The organism is Pseudomonas sp. KK18 (assembly GCF_037094675.1).
In the GTDB taxonomy this organism is placed as follows: domain Bacteria; phylum Pseudomonadota; class Gammaproteobacteria; order Pseudomonadales; family Pseudomonadaceae; genus Aquipseudomonas.
In genome coordinates this window covers 780418-794771 of record NZ_CP146605.1, presented here as the reverse complement: position 1 = coordinate 794771, position 14354 = coordinate 780418, and the positions used below count along the sequence as shown (strand labels likewise).

The following is a 14354-nucleotide window of genomic DNA, read 5'->3' as shown; positions in this document are numbered from 1 at the left end:
AGTTGACTGAACCAGCGCTTTCGCGAGCAAGCCCGCTCCCACATTTGGATATCCATTCGCCGTTGGATCACTGCATCCAGGGCGGCGGTGGCGGCTCTTCCGACGCCTTGCTCGGTGGCGCATCGTCTGCCGCGCGAATCGCCTGGCGACGCTCTTCATCGAGCCGCGCCGCTTCGATCTCGCGGATAACACCGCCCACGTCAGCCAGCTCTTCCGGTTCGTCGAACTCGCCGGTCAACACACTGGCCGGGTGCAGCGTGCCGGCTTCATACAGCGCCCACATCTCCTTGGCGTACTTGGTCTTCTTCAATTCCGGGGCAAAGCGCCCGAAGTAGGAAGCCATGTTGCCCACATCCCGTTCCAGCATGCTGAACGCGTGGTTGTTGCCCGCTGCATCCACCGCCTGAGGCAGGTCGATGATCACCGGGCCCGTCGGCGTCAGCAGCACGTTGAACTCGGAAAGGTCACCGTGCACCAGGCCGGTACACAACATCAGCACGATCTGGGTAATCAGGAAGGCGTGGTATTCGCGGGCCTGGTCCGGCTCCAGCGTCACGTCGTTCAAACGTGGCGCCGCGTCGCCGTATTCATCGGCCACCAGCTCCATCAGCAGCACGCCTTCGAGGAAGTCGTACGGCTTGGGCACGCGAACACCCGCACCGGCCAGGCGAAACAGCGCCGCTACCTCAGCGTTCTGCCAGGCGTCTTCGGTTTCTTTCTTGCCGAACTTGGAGCCCTTGGCCATGGCCCGGGCCTGACGGCTGTTGCGGACCTTGCGGCCTTCCTGGTATTCGGACGCCTGACGAAAACTTCGTTTATTCGCCTCCTTGTAGACCTTGGCGCAACGTAACTCGTTGCCGCAGCGCACCACGTAAACAGCTGCTTCTTTACCACTCATGAGTGGGCGCAGCACCTCGTCGACCAGACCGTCCTCGATCAGGGGTTCAATGCGTTTAGGAGTCTTCATCAGCTTTTATTGTGGGTCCTTTATTACCAAACACGCGTATGGCACTCGTTATACGGCAATCCTCTCGCCGCGGGGAGAGGGTACCGACCTTTGACCGCTTAAGAATGCATCCAATATGCCAAATTGACCGGCGGCCCGATCATAGCCGAGATCAGCGCTCAATAATCGCGGTGACGCCCTGGCCCCCGGCGGCGCAGATCGAGATCAGGCCCCGGCCCTTGCCGGCTGCGTCCAGCAGCTTGGCCAGGTTGGCGACGATACGCCCGCCCGTGGCAGCAAACGGATGGCCGGCGGCCAATGAGCTGCCCTTGACGTTCAAGCGGCTGCGGTCGATAGAGCCCAGCGGTGCATCCAGCCCCAGGCGGGTCTTGCAGTATTCCGGATCTTCCCAGGCTTTCAGCGTGCACAACACTTGGGCAGCAAAGGCTTCGTGAATCTCGTAGTAATCGAAGTCCTGCAGGGTCAGGCCATTCCTCGCCAGCAGGCGCGGCACGGCGTACACCGGCGCCATCAGCAGGCCTTCGGCGCCGTTGACGAAATCCACCGCCGCCGCTTCGCCATCGCGCAGGTAGGCGAGAATCGGCAAGCCGCGCTCCTTGGCCCAGGCTTCACTGCCCAGCAGCACCAACGAGGCGCCATCGGTCAGCGGCGTCGAGTTACCGGCGGTGAGGGTGCCCTTTTCACTGCGCTCGAAGGCGGGCTTGAGGCTGGCGAGTTTTTCCAGGGTCAGGTCGGGGCGCAGGTTGTTGTCGCGGGTCAGGCCAAGAAAGGGCGTGAGCAAATCGTTTTGCCAGCCTTCGGCGTAGGACGCGGCCATTTTCAGGTGGCTTTCCAATGCCAGTTGATCCTGCTCGGCGCGGGGGATCTGCCAGGTCTGCGCCATCAACTCGCAATGCTGGCCCATGGACAACCCGGTGCGCGGTTCGCCGTTGCGCGGCAGCTCCGGCTTGAGGTGATGGGGACGAAGTTGTAACAAGACTTTAAGTTTATCCGCCATGGATTTGCTGCGATTGGCTTGCAGCAGGATTTTGCGCAGGCCCTCATTCACCCCGATAGGCGCGTCGGACGTGGTGTCGACGCCGCCGGCAATCCCGCTTTCGATCTGCCCCAGCGCAATCTTGTTCGCCACCAGCAACGCGGCTTCCAGCCCCGTGCCACAGGCCTGCTGAATATCGTAGGCCGGGGTTTGCGGCGACAGGCGCGAGCCCAGCACGCACTCGCGGGTCAGGTTGAAGTCGCGGGAATGCTTGAGCACCGCCCCGGCGGCCACCTCGCCAATACGCAGGCCGTGCAGGTTGTAGCGTTCGATCAGGCCTTCGAGGGCGGCGGTCAACATCGCCTGGTTGCTCGCCGTGGCGTAAGGGCCGTTGGAGCGGGCGAAGGGGATGCGGTTACCGCCAATGATCGCTACACGGCGCAATTGAGTCATGGAAAGCTCCCTTGAGGTTATGGGGTGAATCTCTGAGCCTAGCCTAGGCTCAATCGAACGACTTTCACCTATTGATGGTCCACCGTTTGAACCCCAGCACTCGGAGAGCGTTCCATGTCTGACCGTTATATCGACTTCGCCAACTCCAGCCTCGGCCATCGCCTGGTCGCCGCCATTGGCCTGCCGTCACCGGTACGCCTGGAACGCTGGCAGGCCGGACGCCTGCGCCCGGTGGAGGGTGCGCTGCTGATCGGCGGCGGCCCGCTGGCAACAAAAATCCTGCCATTCGCCAACAAGCTGACCGACGCTATCTATAGCTACGGCACCGAACCGTCGACGGCAACCACCTGGATTCCCGGCCACGGGCCCAAGCTCAAGGCCGTGGTATTTGACGCCAGCGAGTTGCAGCACACCGATCAACTCAAGCAGTTGCGGGAATTCTTTCAGCCGTTGATGAAGAACCTCGACCACAGCGCGCACCTGGTGATCCTTGGCCGTGCCCCGGAAAGCCTCGGCGACCCGTTTGCCGCCAGTGCCCAACGGGCCCTTGAAGGCTTCAGCCGGTCGCTGGCCAAAGAGCTGCGCAGCGGCGGCGTCCTGCAATTGCTGTACGTGGGCGACGGGGCCGAGGATCAATTGGAGGGTGCGTTGCGGTTCTTCCTCTCGCCGAAAAGTGCCTATATCTCCGGCCAGGTCATTCGCTTGAACCCTTGCGCGACCCAGGTCGCGGACTGGACGCGCCCGCTCGCCGGGCACAAGGCCCTGGTGACCGGCGCCGCCCGCGGCATCGGTGCCTCGATCGCCGAAACCCTGGCCCGCGACGGTGCCGAGGTGATCCTGCTGGACGTGCCACCAGCCAAGGCCGACCTCGATGCCCTGGCCGCGCGCCTGGGCGCCCGCAGCATCGCCCTGGATATCTGCGCCGAAGACGCCGCCACCCAACTGATCGAACACCTGCCGGACGGCATCGACATCGTGGTGCACAACGCCGGCATCACCCGCGATAAAACCCTGGCCAACATGACGCCGGAATATTGGGACGCAGTCTTGGCAGTCAATCTCAACGCGCCGCAAGTGCTGACCAAGGCGCTGCTGGACAGCGGCACCCTGCACGACAACGGTCGCGTGGTGCTGCTGGCATCCATCAGCGGCATCGCCGGCAACCGCGGGCAAACCAACTACGCCGCGAGCAAGGCCGGGCTGATTGGCCTGGCCCAGGCCTGGGCGCCGTTGCTCGGTGAGCGCGGGATCAGCATCAATGCCGTGGCCCCCGGTTTTATCGAAACCCAGATGACCGCACACATTCCCTTCGCCCTGCGTGAGGCCGGGCGCCGTATGAGCTCCCTGGGCCAGGGCGGCTTGCCCCAGGACGTCGCCGAGGCGGTGGCCTGGCTCGGCCAGCCGGGCTCGGGCGCGGTCAGCGGGCAAGCGTTGCGGGTGTGTGGGCAAAGTCTATTGGGAGCGTAAGCATGGAGTGGCACACATTAGGCAGCACCCCGTTCCTGCCACCGCTGTATTGGCGCGCGGCACTCAAGCGCAAGATCACCGGCACCACGCTGCCCGAGCAAGGGTTGCGCTGCCGGGTCAGTGTGAACCCCAGGGAAGTCGCGGCCTATCGCAAGGTCTGCGGGTTTGCCGACAGCCCGGTCTTGCCGGCCACCTATCCGCATATCCTGGCATTCGGCCTGCAGATGCAATTGCTCACCGACAAGGCGTTTCCTTTCCCGCTGCTGGGATTGATCCACCTGAGCAACCGGATCCGCATCCTGCGCCCGTTGGGCGGTGTGAGTGACTTGACGGTCGGCGTTTACGCGCAGAATTTGCAGCCCCATGCCAAGGGCGCGACATTCGATATTGTGACCACAGTCGAAGATTCACTGGGGCTACTGTGGGAAGCGCAAAGCCGGATGCTCTGTCGCGGTGTGAAACTCGATGGCGAAGCAACGGACAACCCGCTGCAACCCCCTGCTGCTGTCGCCGAACTGACCCGCTGGAAAGCCCCCGCCGATGTTGGCCGCCGCTACGCCCGGGTGTCCGGCGACTACAACCCGATTCACTTGAGCGCCCTCACTGCCAGGTTATTCGGCTTTCCCCAGGCCATCGCCCATGGGCTGTGGAACAAGGCCCGCACACTGGCGGCACTGAGTGAGCATTTGCCAGCCGCCAATCTCGAGATAGATGTCGAGTTTAAAAAGCCGGTGCGCTTGCCCAGTGAGGTAACGTTGTTCACGAGCGCCCCCGGCTCCAGCGGTGAGCTGCAACTTAAAGGCGCCGGGGACATTGAACACATGGTCGGCCGCTGGCGGCCCATCGCCTGATAAATTGTATATATACATCTTAAGTTATAGCGAGCTATCGATAGCTCGCTACTCTTATCAACTCATTGATTTTAATAAACTTACAACTTAAACACCGCTGCCTTCTACACCCTTGGTATTAGTCGTTAAGCAAACTAACTCTTCGTGTATATAAATCGTTAATACCAAGTTGAGCGTTGCGAGAGCGCGCACCCGGGACTGTTATAGCCATAACGGACGAATGTATCGCTGTCCCTAGAAACAGCGAACTTCGAAAACAACAAAGGCTGTACCAGGTGCAAGGAACTCAATCATGAAAACTCAAGTCGTGTTGTGGAAAGCAAGTACCGCGCTGGCCCTGATTCTGGCAGTAAGCCTCGGAGGCTGCAGCAGCGGTGGTGGTGGTCATCACAGTAGCGTCGCAGCCTCCTCTCCGGATGCTGGCGGCGGTACTGGCGGTGGAACAGGTGGAGGCACCGGCGGCGGTACCGGTGGTGGCACTGGCGGCGGCACTGATGGAGGTACCGGTGGTGGCACCGGCGGCGGCACTGGTGGAGGTACCGGTGGTGGCACTGGTGGAGGCACCGGCGGAGGCACCGGCGGAGGCACCGGCGGAGGCACCGGCGGAGGCACCGGCGGAGGCACTGGTGGAGGTACTGGTGGAGGTACCGGCGGCGGTACCGGTGGTGGCACCGGCGGCGGCACTGGTGGAGGTACCGGTGGCGGCACTGGCGGTGGTACTGGCGGCGGCACCGGCTCGACCACTCCCCTGGTCACCGGCCAGGTAGTAGGCGCTGTGGGCGGTGTCGTCGGTAATGTCGGCACCACGGTAGGTAACCTGGGCACGACCCTGACCACGGTTCCCATTGTCGGCACCACTGCCGGCGGGCTGGTCACCGCGACAGGCACCGCCGTCAACAGTATCGGCGGCGGCTTGAGCAACGGCCTGGGCACGCTGGGTACCAATAGCAACTCCGTGGGCACAACCGTTGCCGGTGTGGCCGATGGCGTTGCCGACCTGGGCACCGGCGTTTCCAACACCGGCAAATCCCTGGGCACCACCCTCGGCGGCATTCCCGTCGTCGGCGGCTTGACCGGTGGCGTGGGCGGTGCGGCAGGTGGCGTGGTTGATCAGGTCGGCCAGGCCGTCACCATGCTCGGCGATACCTTGAGCACTGCCAGCACCACCGGGCCATTGGGCAGCGTGACCAATACGGTGGGTAAAAGCGTATTGGTACCGGTGGTCTCCCTGGTGGAAAACACCACCGGCAACCTGGGCAATAAAACAGGCCTGGGCAACCCGGTCGGCGGCGTACTGGATAAAGTCGGCTCCACTGTCACCGGCCTTGGCGGCCAGGTGGCCAGCGCCGGCGGCGCAGGCAACCCTGTCGGGACACTCGTCGGTGGCGTGTTGACGGGTGTTGGCACCACCCTTGATAAGTCGAGCGGTTACGTCAACCCGGCCACCACGACCCCTCAATCGGGCCTGCCTGAACTCGTCGGCGGTCTTGTCGCCAACGTCGGCAACGGCCTGAATGCCGGCAACACCAACGGCACTGTCAGTGCAGCCGGTGTAACCGGTGGCCAAGTGGGTAACACCGTCGCGTCGCTCGGCACCCTGATCGGTGGCAATGGCGTGGCCAACACTGCAGCCACGGCTCCTGTTGCAGGCCTGGCGACCAATGTCGGCACCGCACTCAACCCAGTGACCTCGGGTGTTGCCAACCTGACGCAAAACATCGGCACCAGCACCGGGATCGGCGCACCGGTGAATGGTCTGGTTACCCAGGTCGGCGGCGCAGTCAGCAGCCTGGGCACCAACCTGACGGCGGCGAATGCCAATCCGGTGACTAACGCTGTGGGCGGTACCCTGAATGCCGTCGGCAATACCGTCGGCTCGGTGGGTGGCCTGGTAACCGGCGGCACCAGCAGTAACGGTGGCGGTCTGCTCGGTGGCTTGAACGTGGGTGCCGGTGCCACCGCTACGGGCACTGCCAATGCAAATGCAAACACAGGCGGCGGCCTGGGAGGTCTGCTCGGTGGGCTGACCGGCAAAAAATAGAATTGCACCTGGCCATTAGACGGCCTCCCCTACAGCGCCTACGCTTGGTTGAGACGAGAGATTCCAACGAGTCTCTCGTCTTTTTTATTGGCCAATGAATGGCTTTGCGAACCGTGTCCCAGAACCCGGCGGGCCTAGCGAAAACGCTGCAGCAGTTTTGACCATGGAGTGTCCTATGCGCGCCTTGACGCCTTTGTTTCTGCTCACCCTCATTGCTGCCAGCGTCCATGCCGAGACCCTGCCCAGCTACCTCAACAGCAACGACACCATTCGCAACCTGCCGGTACCCAACCTCCCCGCCGATGCCTATCGCCCGGTCACCCCACAGACACAACTGCCCGAGCCGGCGGCAACACAGGGCCAGCCATTGTTGATGGACACCAAAGTGACCATCCGCAAGCTGCAAATCGACGGTGGGGCGATCTACCCGCTCCAGGATGTGGCCAAGGTTTTCGAACCGCTGATTGGCCATGAAACCAACCTGGCACAACTGATCGAAGCCACCCGCGGCATCACCCGCCGCTACCAGCAGGACGGCTATCTGTTGTCCTACGCGTACCTGCCCGACCAGCGCTTCGAAAACGGCCTGGTGCGCGTGGTGCTGGTGGAGGGCTACATCAAGGATTACAACGTGCAGGGCGACATTGGCTCGGTCTCGGCCTACGTCGACAAACTGGCGGCCAAGCTGCTGGCCGAGCGCCCGCTGACCCGCAAGACCTTCGAACGCTACACCACCTTGATGGGCCGCATTCCAGGTGTAACGCTGCAGGCGCAAGTACCGCCGCCGGGCACCACCGATGGCGGCACGCGCATGCAGATCCAGGCCTCGCGCAAACCCTTCACCAGCAGCATGAGCATGACGGACGACAGCCGTGGCGGCCTGCAAGCCCTGATCACCGGCACCAGCAATTCCCAGACATCCATGGGCGAACAACTGAGCGTCAGCGGCCTGTTCCCGCCCGGCGAGGACAAGGAGCACTACTACCGCCTGGGCTACAGCCAGTTCGTGAATGCCGAGGGCACTCAACTGGTGGTCAACGCCGAGCGCTACCGCGCCGACCCGCGCAGCAACGTGCAGCTGGACGGCGGTTTTGAACTCAAGCCACACCAGGAGGTTGACCGCTACTCCGTCGGCCTCAGCCATCCGCTGATTGCCTCCCCTACCGAGTCATTGACCCTGGGCACGCGACTCTATGCCGTGGACCAGACCACCCGTTATCAACTGGTGGGTTTCCCGCAACGTTTCGACCTGGAAACCAACCTGCGCGCCCTGGCGTTCGAAGGTGACTGGCGCAAATCCGACACGCGCCAACTGCGCATTCTCAGCGCCGGCCTGTACCAGGGCATCGACGGCCTGGGCGCCAGCACCCGGAGTGACTTCGAGGGTATAAAACCCGACATCGACTTCTTCCGCCTGCGCGTCTCGGGCGTACAGAGCGACAAGTTCTTCGACAACTGGCAAGGCGTGGCATCGGGTGCCTTCTACTGGAGCAACGACACCCTGCCCGACAGCGAACGCGCGACGTTCGGCGGGCAGAATTTCGGGCGTGGCTACCCGGATGACCAGGGCTCGGGCGACAAGGGCTGGGGCGTGGCGTATGAGGTCAACTACAGCTTCAACCGCAGCGGTGAATGGGTAAAAATCCTGCAGCCGTACGTGGTGCTCGACAAGGCCAAGACCTGGTTCAACGAACTGCCGGCCAAGGGCAACAACATGTCATCGGCAGCGGTGGGCCTGCGCTTCGGGGATAACAAGTACTACAACATCGCGCTGGAAGCGGCCAAGCCAATGTCGGATATCGCCCTCGACAGCTTCAATCGGCGGCCACGGTATACGCTGAGTTTCAGCTACCAACTCTGAACCCTGTGGGAGCGAGCTTGCTCGCGAAGAACGTCCAGCCAACGCGGGGAACCAGACTGCCCGCGTTATCGTTGACGTTTTTCGCGAGCAAGCCCGCTCCCACACAAGCTCACTCCTACATCAATCTGATCTTGGGGATGGGGAAGAGGTTGTTGAGGGTATCGATCAAGCGCACCAGGTAGATCGGCTTGCGGAACAGGTCCAGCACCTGCAGACGCAGCATGTCACTGACATCATCCATCTCGGCGTGGCCGGACATGACGATCACCGGCAAGTGCTGGCGAGCGGTGTGTTCGCGCAGACGCTTGATCAAGGAAATACCACTTTCCTCGGGCATGCGCAGGTCGGTAATCACCAGTGCGATATCGGGGTGCAGGGTCAGCTCCTGCAAGGCAAAGGTGACCGAGGTCGCGGTAAAACAGACAAAGCCTTCATTCTCCAGCGACTCGGCCAGTTCAATAAGGGCGTCCTCTTCGTCATCCACCAAAAGGATTTGTTGCCGGGGAGGCGAAGAGGAGTTCATGTGGAAATGCCTGATACGCAATAGATCATTCAGCGGAACCTGCACGTGTTTGCGCGAGTACCTGGGTCAGGTATGAATGGCGCCTTGTATCGAAGTAAATACGTTGGTTACCGCCGTCTTGATGGGTGTAATAAAGGCAGCCAGCGCCACGGCAACCATCGCCGCAACCAGTGCGTACTCGATACCCGATGCGCCCTCTTTGGAATAGAAAAAAATCTGGACTTTGATGAAACCCATGCGAATAAGATCAAGGAACATAATGACTTCTCCTTTGCGCCCACGGCGCTGGTATCGCGGCATCACAAAAATGATTTCGGTGTGCCACTAGAGCATTGTCAACAAACCCCAGACCAACAACTGTAAGAACTGATTAATCACAAAGTATTAGTCGGCCGGCTGACGCCAAAAATCCCACTTTCGCAGAGGTTTCTGGAGATATTTTTCGCCCGGTAATGGCGTTTTGTCTTAGCTGAACTACCTTCAAATAGCGAAATAGTTAGAAGCTTGAAGCGATCCGGATACGCAAGCATTAGTGGGAACAGCAGTGGATGCAGCAGGAAAGGGAGAGCCTTCATGAACAGTCGGATTAGCTTGATCCTCGCCGGGCTGCTGTTGGTAGGTGCACTGATTGCAGGCTACTGGGGCCTGGTACTCAGCCGCCCTGCCCCTGTCGCACCGCCCGTGCCCCAAACGCCTGAAGTCGTGCAACCCGTAGCCGAAGACCAGACACGCCAACCCGTGGTGGTGCTGGCCCATGACGTTGCACCTTTTGTTGCGCTCACCGCCGCCGACCTGACCCTGGAAAAACTGCGCACGGTTCCCGCCGGCAGCCTCACCAGCCTCGACCAGGCCGTGGGCAAGATCCCGTGGCGGCCGCTGTCGGCCGGGACCTGGCTGACCGAGGAGAGCTTCAACTCCGGCGGCACCCTGGCGCGAATGATCCGCCCTAACGAACGCGCGCTTGCCGTCGCCGTGGATGAAGTGATCGGCGCCAGCGGGCAACTCTCCCCGGGGGACTATGTGGACGTCCTGCTCTTCCTGCGCCAGGAAGCCAGCAACCCGCAGCAGTCCGCACAAATCGTGGTGCCCGCCTTGCGCCTGCTGGGCGTCGGCGATCAACTGGGGCTGACCAACGACGGCACGCCCGGCTCCGTGCCACCGACCACCCCAGACGAAAAACTCAAGGCGCAGCAGAGTCGCGCCAGCGCGCGCACGGTACTCCTCGCCGTACCGGAGGAGCTCCTGAGCCGGCTGATGCTCGCAGCCCAGTCCGGCGTATTGCGCCTGGCTGTGCGCAGTGCCGACGAACAACTGCTGAGCCAATACTGGGCCGGTGAAACGGAGTCCGCGACCCACCTGGAAAACACCCGGCGCGAGCTCTACCAGTTCAACCAGCTGGCCTTCAGTACAGCGCCGGTCAACGGCCTGAGTCCCGCCGGCAATGGTGCGCCAAGGCGTTCAGGCGTCGAAGTAATACGTGGCAATCAGGTTACCCAACAAACGCCCTGAAAGAGCTAAGGATGCCTTGAATGAGCAGTCGTTTCGTGTGGTCTTTTTCGCGAATTTTCTGGGCACTTCTCACCCTGAGCCTGCCCGTCGGCGTTGCACTGGCAGCACCCGGCAACTGCACGGGCCTGGGCCAGCTGCCGGCGGTGCTGGAGGTGGGTGAAGGCGCTCAACAGGCTATCCAGTCGCCGGTGCCGATTACGCGGCTGGCCATTGGCGATCCGAAAGTGGCCGATGTGCAGGTCAACGGCAACCAGGCGTTCCTGCTCACCGGCATCGCCTCGGGCACCACCAGCCTGATGGTCTGGACGGCCTGCTCCAGCAGCCCGCGCCAAAGCATGGTGTTCGTCAAGGGCAAGGCCACGTCAGCCCTGACCAGCCTGGCCCTGGCGCCGTCCGATGACCCGACGCTGCCCAGCCAGGTGCAAACCGACATCCGCTTTGTGGAAGTGAGCCGCACCAAACTCAAGGAGGCCAGCACCTCGATCTTTGGCCGGGGCGGCAACTTTCTGTTCGGCGCCCCGAACAATGTTGCCAACGCGGCGGCCACAGGATTCCGTGGGCTCCCGGTGAACAACGACACCTTCAACATTGGCTTTGGCGGCGGGCGTGTCTCGGCCATGATCAACGCCCTGGAAAGCAGCGGTTTTGCCTACACCCTGGCCCGGCCGAGCCTGGTGGCGCTCAGTGGACAAAGTGCGACCTTCCTCGCCGGTGGTGAAGTACCGATCCCGGTGCCCAGCAGCGGCAGCAACAGCATCTCCATCGAATACAAAGAGTTCGGTATTCGCCTGACGCTGACCCCGACCGTCATCGACCATGGGCGGATTTCCCTGAAGGTCGCGCCAGAGGTCAGTGAGCTGGACTACAGCAACGCGGTCACCATCCAGGGCATCTCCGTGCCGGCCCTGACCATCCGGCGCACCGACACCAGCATCTCCCTGGCCGACGGCGAAAGCTTCGTGATCAGCGGCCTGATCAGCACCAACAACAGCTCCAACGTGAGCAAATTCCCGGGGCTGGGTGACATCCCGGTCCTCGGTGCGTTCTTTCGCGACTCCAGCATCAACCGCCAGGAAAAAGAGCTGCTGATGATCGTCACCCCGCACCTGGTACAGCCGCTGGCCGCCAACGCCCAGTTGCCCTCGTTGCCTGGGGAAAAACTGCGCAATTACGACCCTAACTGGTACCGCCTGTATTTCCTCGAAAACGGCAATTTCGACCGCCGCAGTGGACTGTCCGAATGAGTGAGAGCCTGAGCCAGACCTTTTTGGCAATTACCCGCAACACCACGGATCTGGAATGGCTTCAGGGCGCACTCGCGCCCCTGGGGCAAGTGGTCAGCGCCGGTGCCGGCAGCCTCGACGAACTGTTGGCACTGGTAGACGTGACGTTCGCCAACCTGGTGTTCATCGGCCTGGACCGGGAACACGTCACCACCCAGTGCGCCCTGATCGAAGGTGCCCTGGAAGCCAAGCCGATGCTTGCCATCGTGGCCTTGGGCGATGGCATGGACAACCAGCTTGTACTGAACGCGATGCGCGCCGGCGCACGGGATTTCGTGGCCTACGGCTCGCGCTCCAGTGAGGTTGCCGGCCTGGTTCGGCGCCTGAGCAAACGCTTGCCGGCGGTCACCCCGAACGCCCATTTGGGCGGGCTGACCGTGCTCTACGGCACCCAAGGCAATGCCGACGGCGCGCTGATCGCCAGCCACCTGGCGCTGGTGGTGCAAAAAAGCGGGCAGCAAACGCTGTTGCTCGACCTGGGCCTGCCACTCGCTGACAGCCTCGCACTGCTGGGGCTGGAGAGTTCTTTTCATTTCGGCGACGCCCTGCGTCACTTGCGGCGCCTGGACTCAACCCTGATCAACAGCGCCTTCACCACCGCCGAAGCCGGTCTGCGCATCCTCGCCTACCACAACAACGATGAGCCCCTGGAACGAACCAGCGCGGCCGAGCTGTACATGTTGCTCAGCGCCCTGCGCCAGCACTTCCAGCACATCGTGGTGAACCTGACCGGCCAACCCGACAGCGAAGCCTTGCGCACCTTTGTCAGCCATTGCGACAAACTGCTGTGGTGCACCGACCAAAGCGTGCCGGACTGCCGTCGCAACCTGGCCGTACTCAACCTGTGGCGGGAAAAAGGCATGAAACTCGACCATGCCCGCCTGCTGGTCGACCGCTACCTCAAGGGGGCCGCCCCGGACTCGGAGGCACTGGGCAAGAGCTTCGGGCTGGAGGTAATCGCCGTACTGCCCTGGAGCCCGGAAGTGCGCCTGAGTGCCAAAAACCAGGCCCAGACCCTGTTCGCCCTGGCCCCACGGGAAGCCCTGACACAGACGTTGCGCAGCTTGGGCGAGCGCCTGGCAAAACGCTCCGAGGGCCTGGAAAAACCCTCCACCAATTGGCTCAACCGCCTTCTGGGGACCAAATGAACGGCGAGAAGCTGTTTGGCGTCGCCCCGCGCGGCAGCGTCGGCAACACCGATCACGACGGCCTGAAGCTGGTGCTGCATCGCTACATCATCGATGCCATCGAGGATTCGGGAAAAAATCTGCTGGAAGGCACACGCCAGTCCCTGGCGCAGTTTGTGATCGACAAGGTGGCCGAATACATCACACGTATGCACCTGGCGATTTCCCGCTATGAGATGGAGCGCCTGGCCGAAGAGATCGTCGATGAGCTGACCGGTTTCGGCCCGCTGGAAGTGCTGCTGCGCGACCCGACCGTCACCGAGATCCTGGTCAACGGCCCGCACCGGGTATTCGTCGAGCGCGATGGCCTGCTGCAACAAAGTGACTTGCGCTTCATTGACGACCACCATGTCGAGCGGGTCATGCAGCGCATCCTCGCGCCCCTGGGACGCCGGCTGGATGAGTCGTCGCCGATGGTCGATGCGCGCCTGCCCGATGGCAGTCGGGTCAATGCGATCATTCCGCCGATTGCCCTGGACGGGCCGTGCCTGTCGATTCGAAAGTTTCGCAAGGACATGCTTAAAAGCAGCGACCTGGTGGCCATGCAAACCATCGACCAGGCCATTTTCGACTTTTTCAAGGAAGCCGTCGGCAAGCGCTGCAACATCCTGATCAGCGGCGGTACCGGCACCGGTAAAACCACACTGCTAAACATTCTCAGCCAGTTGATCAACCCCCGCGAGCGCCTGGTCACCATCGAAGATGTGGCCGAGTTGCAACTGGGCCATCCCCACGTTGTGCGCCTGGAAACCCGCCCACCCAATGCCGAGGGGCATGGGGAAGTGAAGGCCAGTGACTTGATCCGCAACGCCCTGCGGATGCGCCCCGACCGGATCATCCTCGGCGAGATCCGGGGCGTGGAAGTCATCGATGTGTTGACCGCCATGAACACCGGTCACGACGGCTCGATGAGTACCGTGCACGCCAACAACGCCCAGGACGCCTTGCTGCGCCTGGAAACCCTGGTGGGCCTGACCGGCCGGGTCGTCGCGGAAAAAACCCTGCGGCAAATGATCTGCGCGGCGCTGGATGTGGTGATCCAGCTGACGCGCCTGCCCGATGGCCGCCGCTGTGTCAGCGAAGTGGTGGAAGTGGTGGGCATCCGCGAAGACGTGTACGTCACCAACACCCTGTTTCGCCACGACAAGCGCACCGGCTTTGGCTTCCTGCGCGAAGCGGTCAACCCGGCCGGTGACAAGTTGCGTCACGAAGGTCACCTGCCGGTGTAGGAGGCAA

General features: G+C 62.3%; 12 protein-coding genes. 8 read left to right on the top strand and 4 right to left on the bottom strand.

Annotated elements, in window-relative coordinates; translation table 11 throughout:
• Nucleotides 1-67: 67 nt before the first annotated feature.
• Both V6607_RS03460 and V6607_RS03455 read right to left on the bottom strand, forming a co-directional pair.
• A complete protein-coding gene (locus tag V6607_RS03460) occupies nt 68-967 on the bottom strand; it encodes a PA4780 family RIO1-like protein kinase (protein ID WP_008438985.1) in 900 nt (299 codons plus the stop codon).
• Between the two features lie 151 nt (nt 968-1118).
• On the bottom strand, nt 1119-2396 hold the full coding sequence (locus V6607_RS03455; protein ID WP_134325674.1) for an acetyl-CoA C-acetyltransferase: 1278 nt from the start codon (nt 2394-2396) through the stop codon (nt 1119-1121).
• A gap of 114 nt (nt 2397-2510) precedes the next feature.
• Between V6607_RS03455 and V6607_RS03450 the strand changes: the two genes are divergently transcribed.
• From V6607_RS03450 to V6607_RS03435, 4 genes are all read left to right on the top strand, one after another.
• The gene (locus V6607_RS03450; protein WP_134325673.1) at nt 2511-3863 is read left to right on the top strand and encodes a 3-oxoacyl-ACP reductase; all 1353 of its coding nucleotides are present in this window, start codon (nt 2511-2513) and stop codon (nt 3861-3863) included.
• A 2-nt stretch (nt 3864-3865) separates the two neighbouring features.
• Nucleotides 3866-4714, top strand: a complete 849-nt coding sequence (locus V6607_RS03445) for a MaoC/PaaZ C-terminal domain-containing protein (RefSeq protein ID WP_134325672.1) — start codon at nt 3866-3868, stop codon at nt 4712-4714.
• A 292-nt stretch (nt 4715-5006) separates the two neighbouring features.
• Nucleotides 5007-6755 (top strand): collagen-like triple helix repeat-containing protein, encoded by a 1749-nt coding sequence (locus V6607_RS03440; protein WP_256662388.1) that lies wholly within the window; start codon nt 5007-5009, stop codon nt 6753-6755.
• A gap of 175 nt (nt 6756-6930) precedes the next feature.
• On the top strand, nt 6931-8616 hold the full coding sequence (locus V6607_RS03435) for a POTRA domain-containing protein (RefSeq protein WP_102605226.1): 1686 nt from the start codon (nt 6931-6933) through the stop codon (nt 8614-8616).
• Between the two features lie 115 nt (nt 8617-8731).
• Here the strand turns inward: V6607_RS03435 and V6607_RS03430 are convergent, their stop codons facing one another.
• Both V6607_RS03430 and V6607_RS03425 read right to left on the bottom strand, forming a co-directional pair.
• On the bottom strand, nt 8732-9139 hold the full coding sequence (locus tag V6607_RS03430; protein ID WP_102605225.1) for a response regulator: 408 nt from the start codon (nt 9137-9139) through the stop codon (nt 8732-8734).
• Nucleotides 9140-9205: 66 nt separating this feature from the next.
• Nucleotides 9206-9397, bottom strand: coding sequence for a Flp family type IVb pilin (locus V6607_RS03425; protein WP_102605224.1), 192 nt, complete (start codon nt 9395-9397; stop codon nt 9206-9208).
• Between the two features lie 315 nt (nt 9398-9712).
• Between V6607_RS03425 and cpaB the strand changes: the two genes are divergently transcribed.
• From cpaB to V6607_RS03405, 4 genes are read left to right on the top strand one after another with little or no spacing between them, the layout of a single operon-like run.
• Entirely contained in the window at nt 9713-10648 is a 936-nt protein-coding gene (gene cpaB / locus V6607_RS03420) for a Flp pilus assembly protein CpaB (protein WP_102605223.1), read from the top strand.
• Nucleotides 10649-10668: 20 nt separating this feature from the next.
• Nucleotides 10669-11892, top strand: coding sequence for a type II and III secretion system protein family protein (locus V6607_RS03415; protein WP_003212903.1), 1224 nt, complete (start codon nt 10669-10671; stop codon nt 11890-11892).
• Entirely contained in the window at nt 11889-13079 is a 1191-nt protein-coding gene (locus V6607_RS03410; protein ID WP_003212905.1) for a pilus assembly protein CpaE, read from the top strand. Before V6607_RS03415 ends, V6607_RS03410 begins: the two co-directional genes overlap by 4 nt.
• Nucleotides 13076-14347: a CpaF family protein gene (locus tag V6607_RS03405; protein WP_003212907.1), complete on the top strand. Its 1272-nt coding sequence runs from the start codon at nt 13076-13078 to the stop codon at nt 14345-14347. Before V6607_RS03410 ends, V6607_RS03405 begins: the two co-directional genes overlap by 4 nt.
• The last annotated feature ends 7 nt before the right edge of the window (nt 14348-14354 follow it).

Excerpts from the sequence above, each read along its gene's own strand:
- V6607_RS03460 (WP_008438985.1), bottom strand. The coding sequence starts at position 967 with ATGAAGACTCCTAAACGCATTGAACCCCTGATCGAGGACGGTCTGGTC.
- V6607_RS03415 (WP_003212903.1), top strand. The coding sequence starts at position 10,669 with ATGAGCAGTCGTTTCGTGTGGTCTTTTTCGCGAATTTTCTGGGCACTT.
- V6607_RS03410 (WP_003212905.1), top strand. The coding sequence starts at position 11,889 with ATGAGTGAGAGCCTGAGCCAGACCTTTTTGGCAATTACCCGCAACACC.
- cpaB (WP_102605223.1), top strand. The coding sequence starts at position 9,713 with ATGAACAGTCGGATTAGCTTGATCCTCGCCGGGCTGCTGTTGGTAGGT.
- V6607_RS03435 (WP_102605226.1), top strand. The coding sequence starts at position 6,931 with ATGCGCGCCTTGACGCCTTTGTTTCTGCTCACCCTCATTGCTGCCAGC.
- V6607_RS03430 (WP_102605225.1), bottom strand. The coding sequence starts at position 9,139 with ATGAACTCCTCTTCGCCTCCCCGGCAACAAATCCTTTTGGTGGATGAC.
- V6607_RS03450 (WP_134325673.1), top strand. The coding sequence starts at position 2,511 with ATGTCTGACCGTTATATCGACTTCGCCAACTCCAGCCTCGGCCATCGC.
- V6607_RS03425 (WP_102605224.1), bottom strand. The coding sequence starts at position 9,397 with ATGTTCCTTGATCTTATTCGCATGGGTTTCATCAAAGTCCAGATTTTT.
- V6607_RS03405 (WP_003212907.1), top strand. The coding sequence starts at position 13,076 with ATGAACGGCGAGAAGCTGTTTGGCGTCGCCCCGCGCGGCAGCGTCGGC.
- V6607_RS03445 (WP_134325672.1), top strand. The coding sequence starts at position 3,866 with ATGGAGTGGCACACATTAGGCAGCACCCCGTTCCTGCCACCGCTGTAT.
- V6607_RS03440 (WP_256662388.1), top strand. The coding sequence starts at position 5,007 with ATGAAAACTCAAGTCGTGTTGTGGAAAGCAAGTACCGCGCTGGCCCTG.
- V6607_RS03455 (WP_134325674.1), bottom strand. The coding sequence starts at position 2,396 with ATGACTCAATTGCGCCGTGTAGCGATCATTGGCGGTAACCGCATCCCC.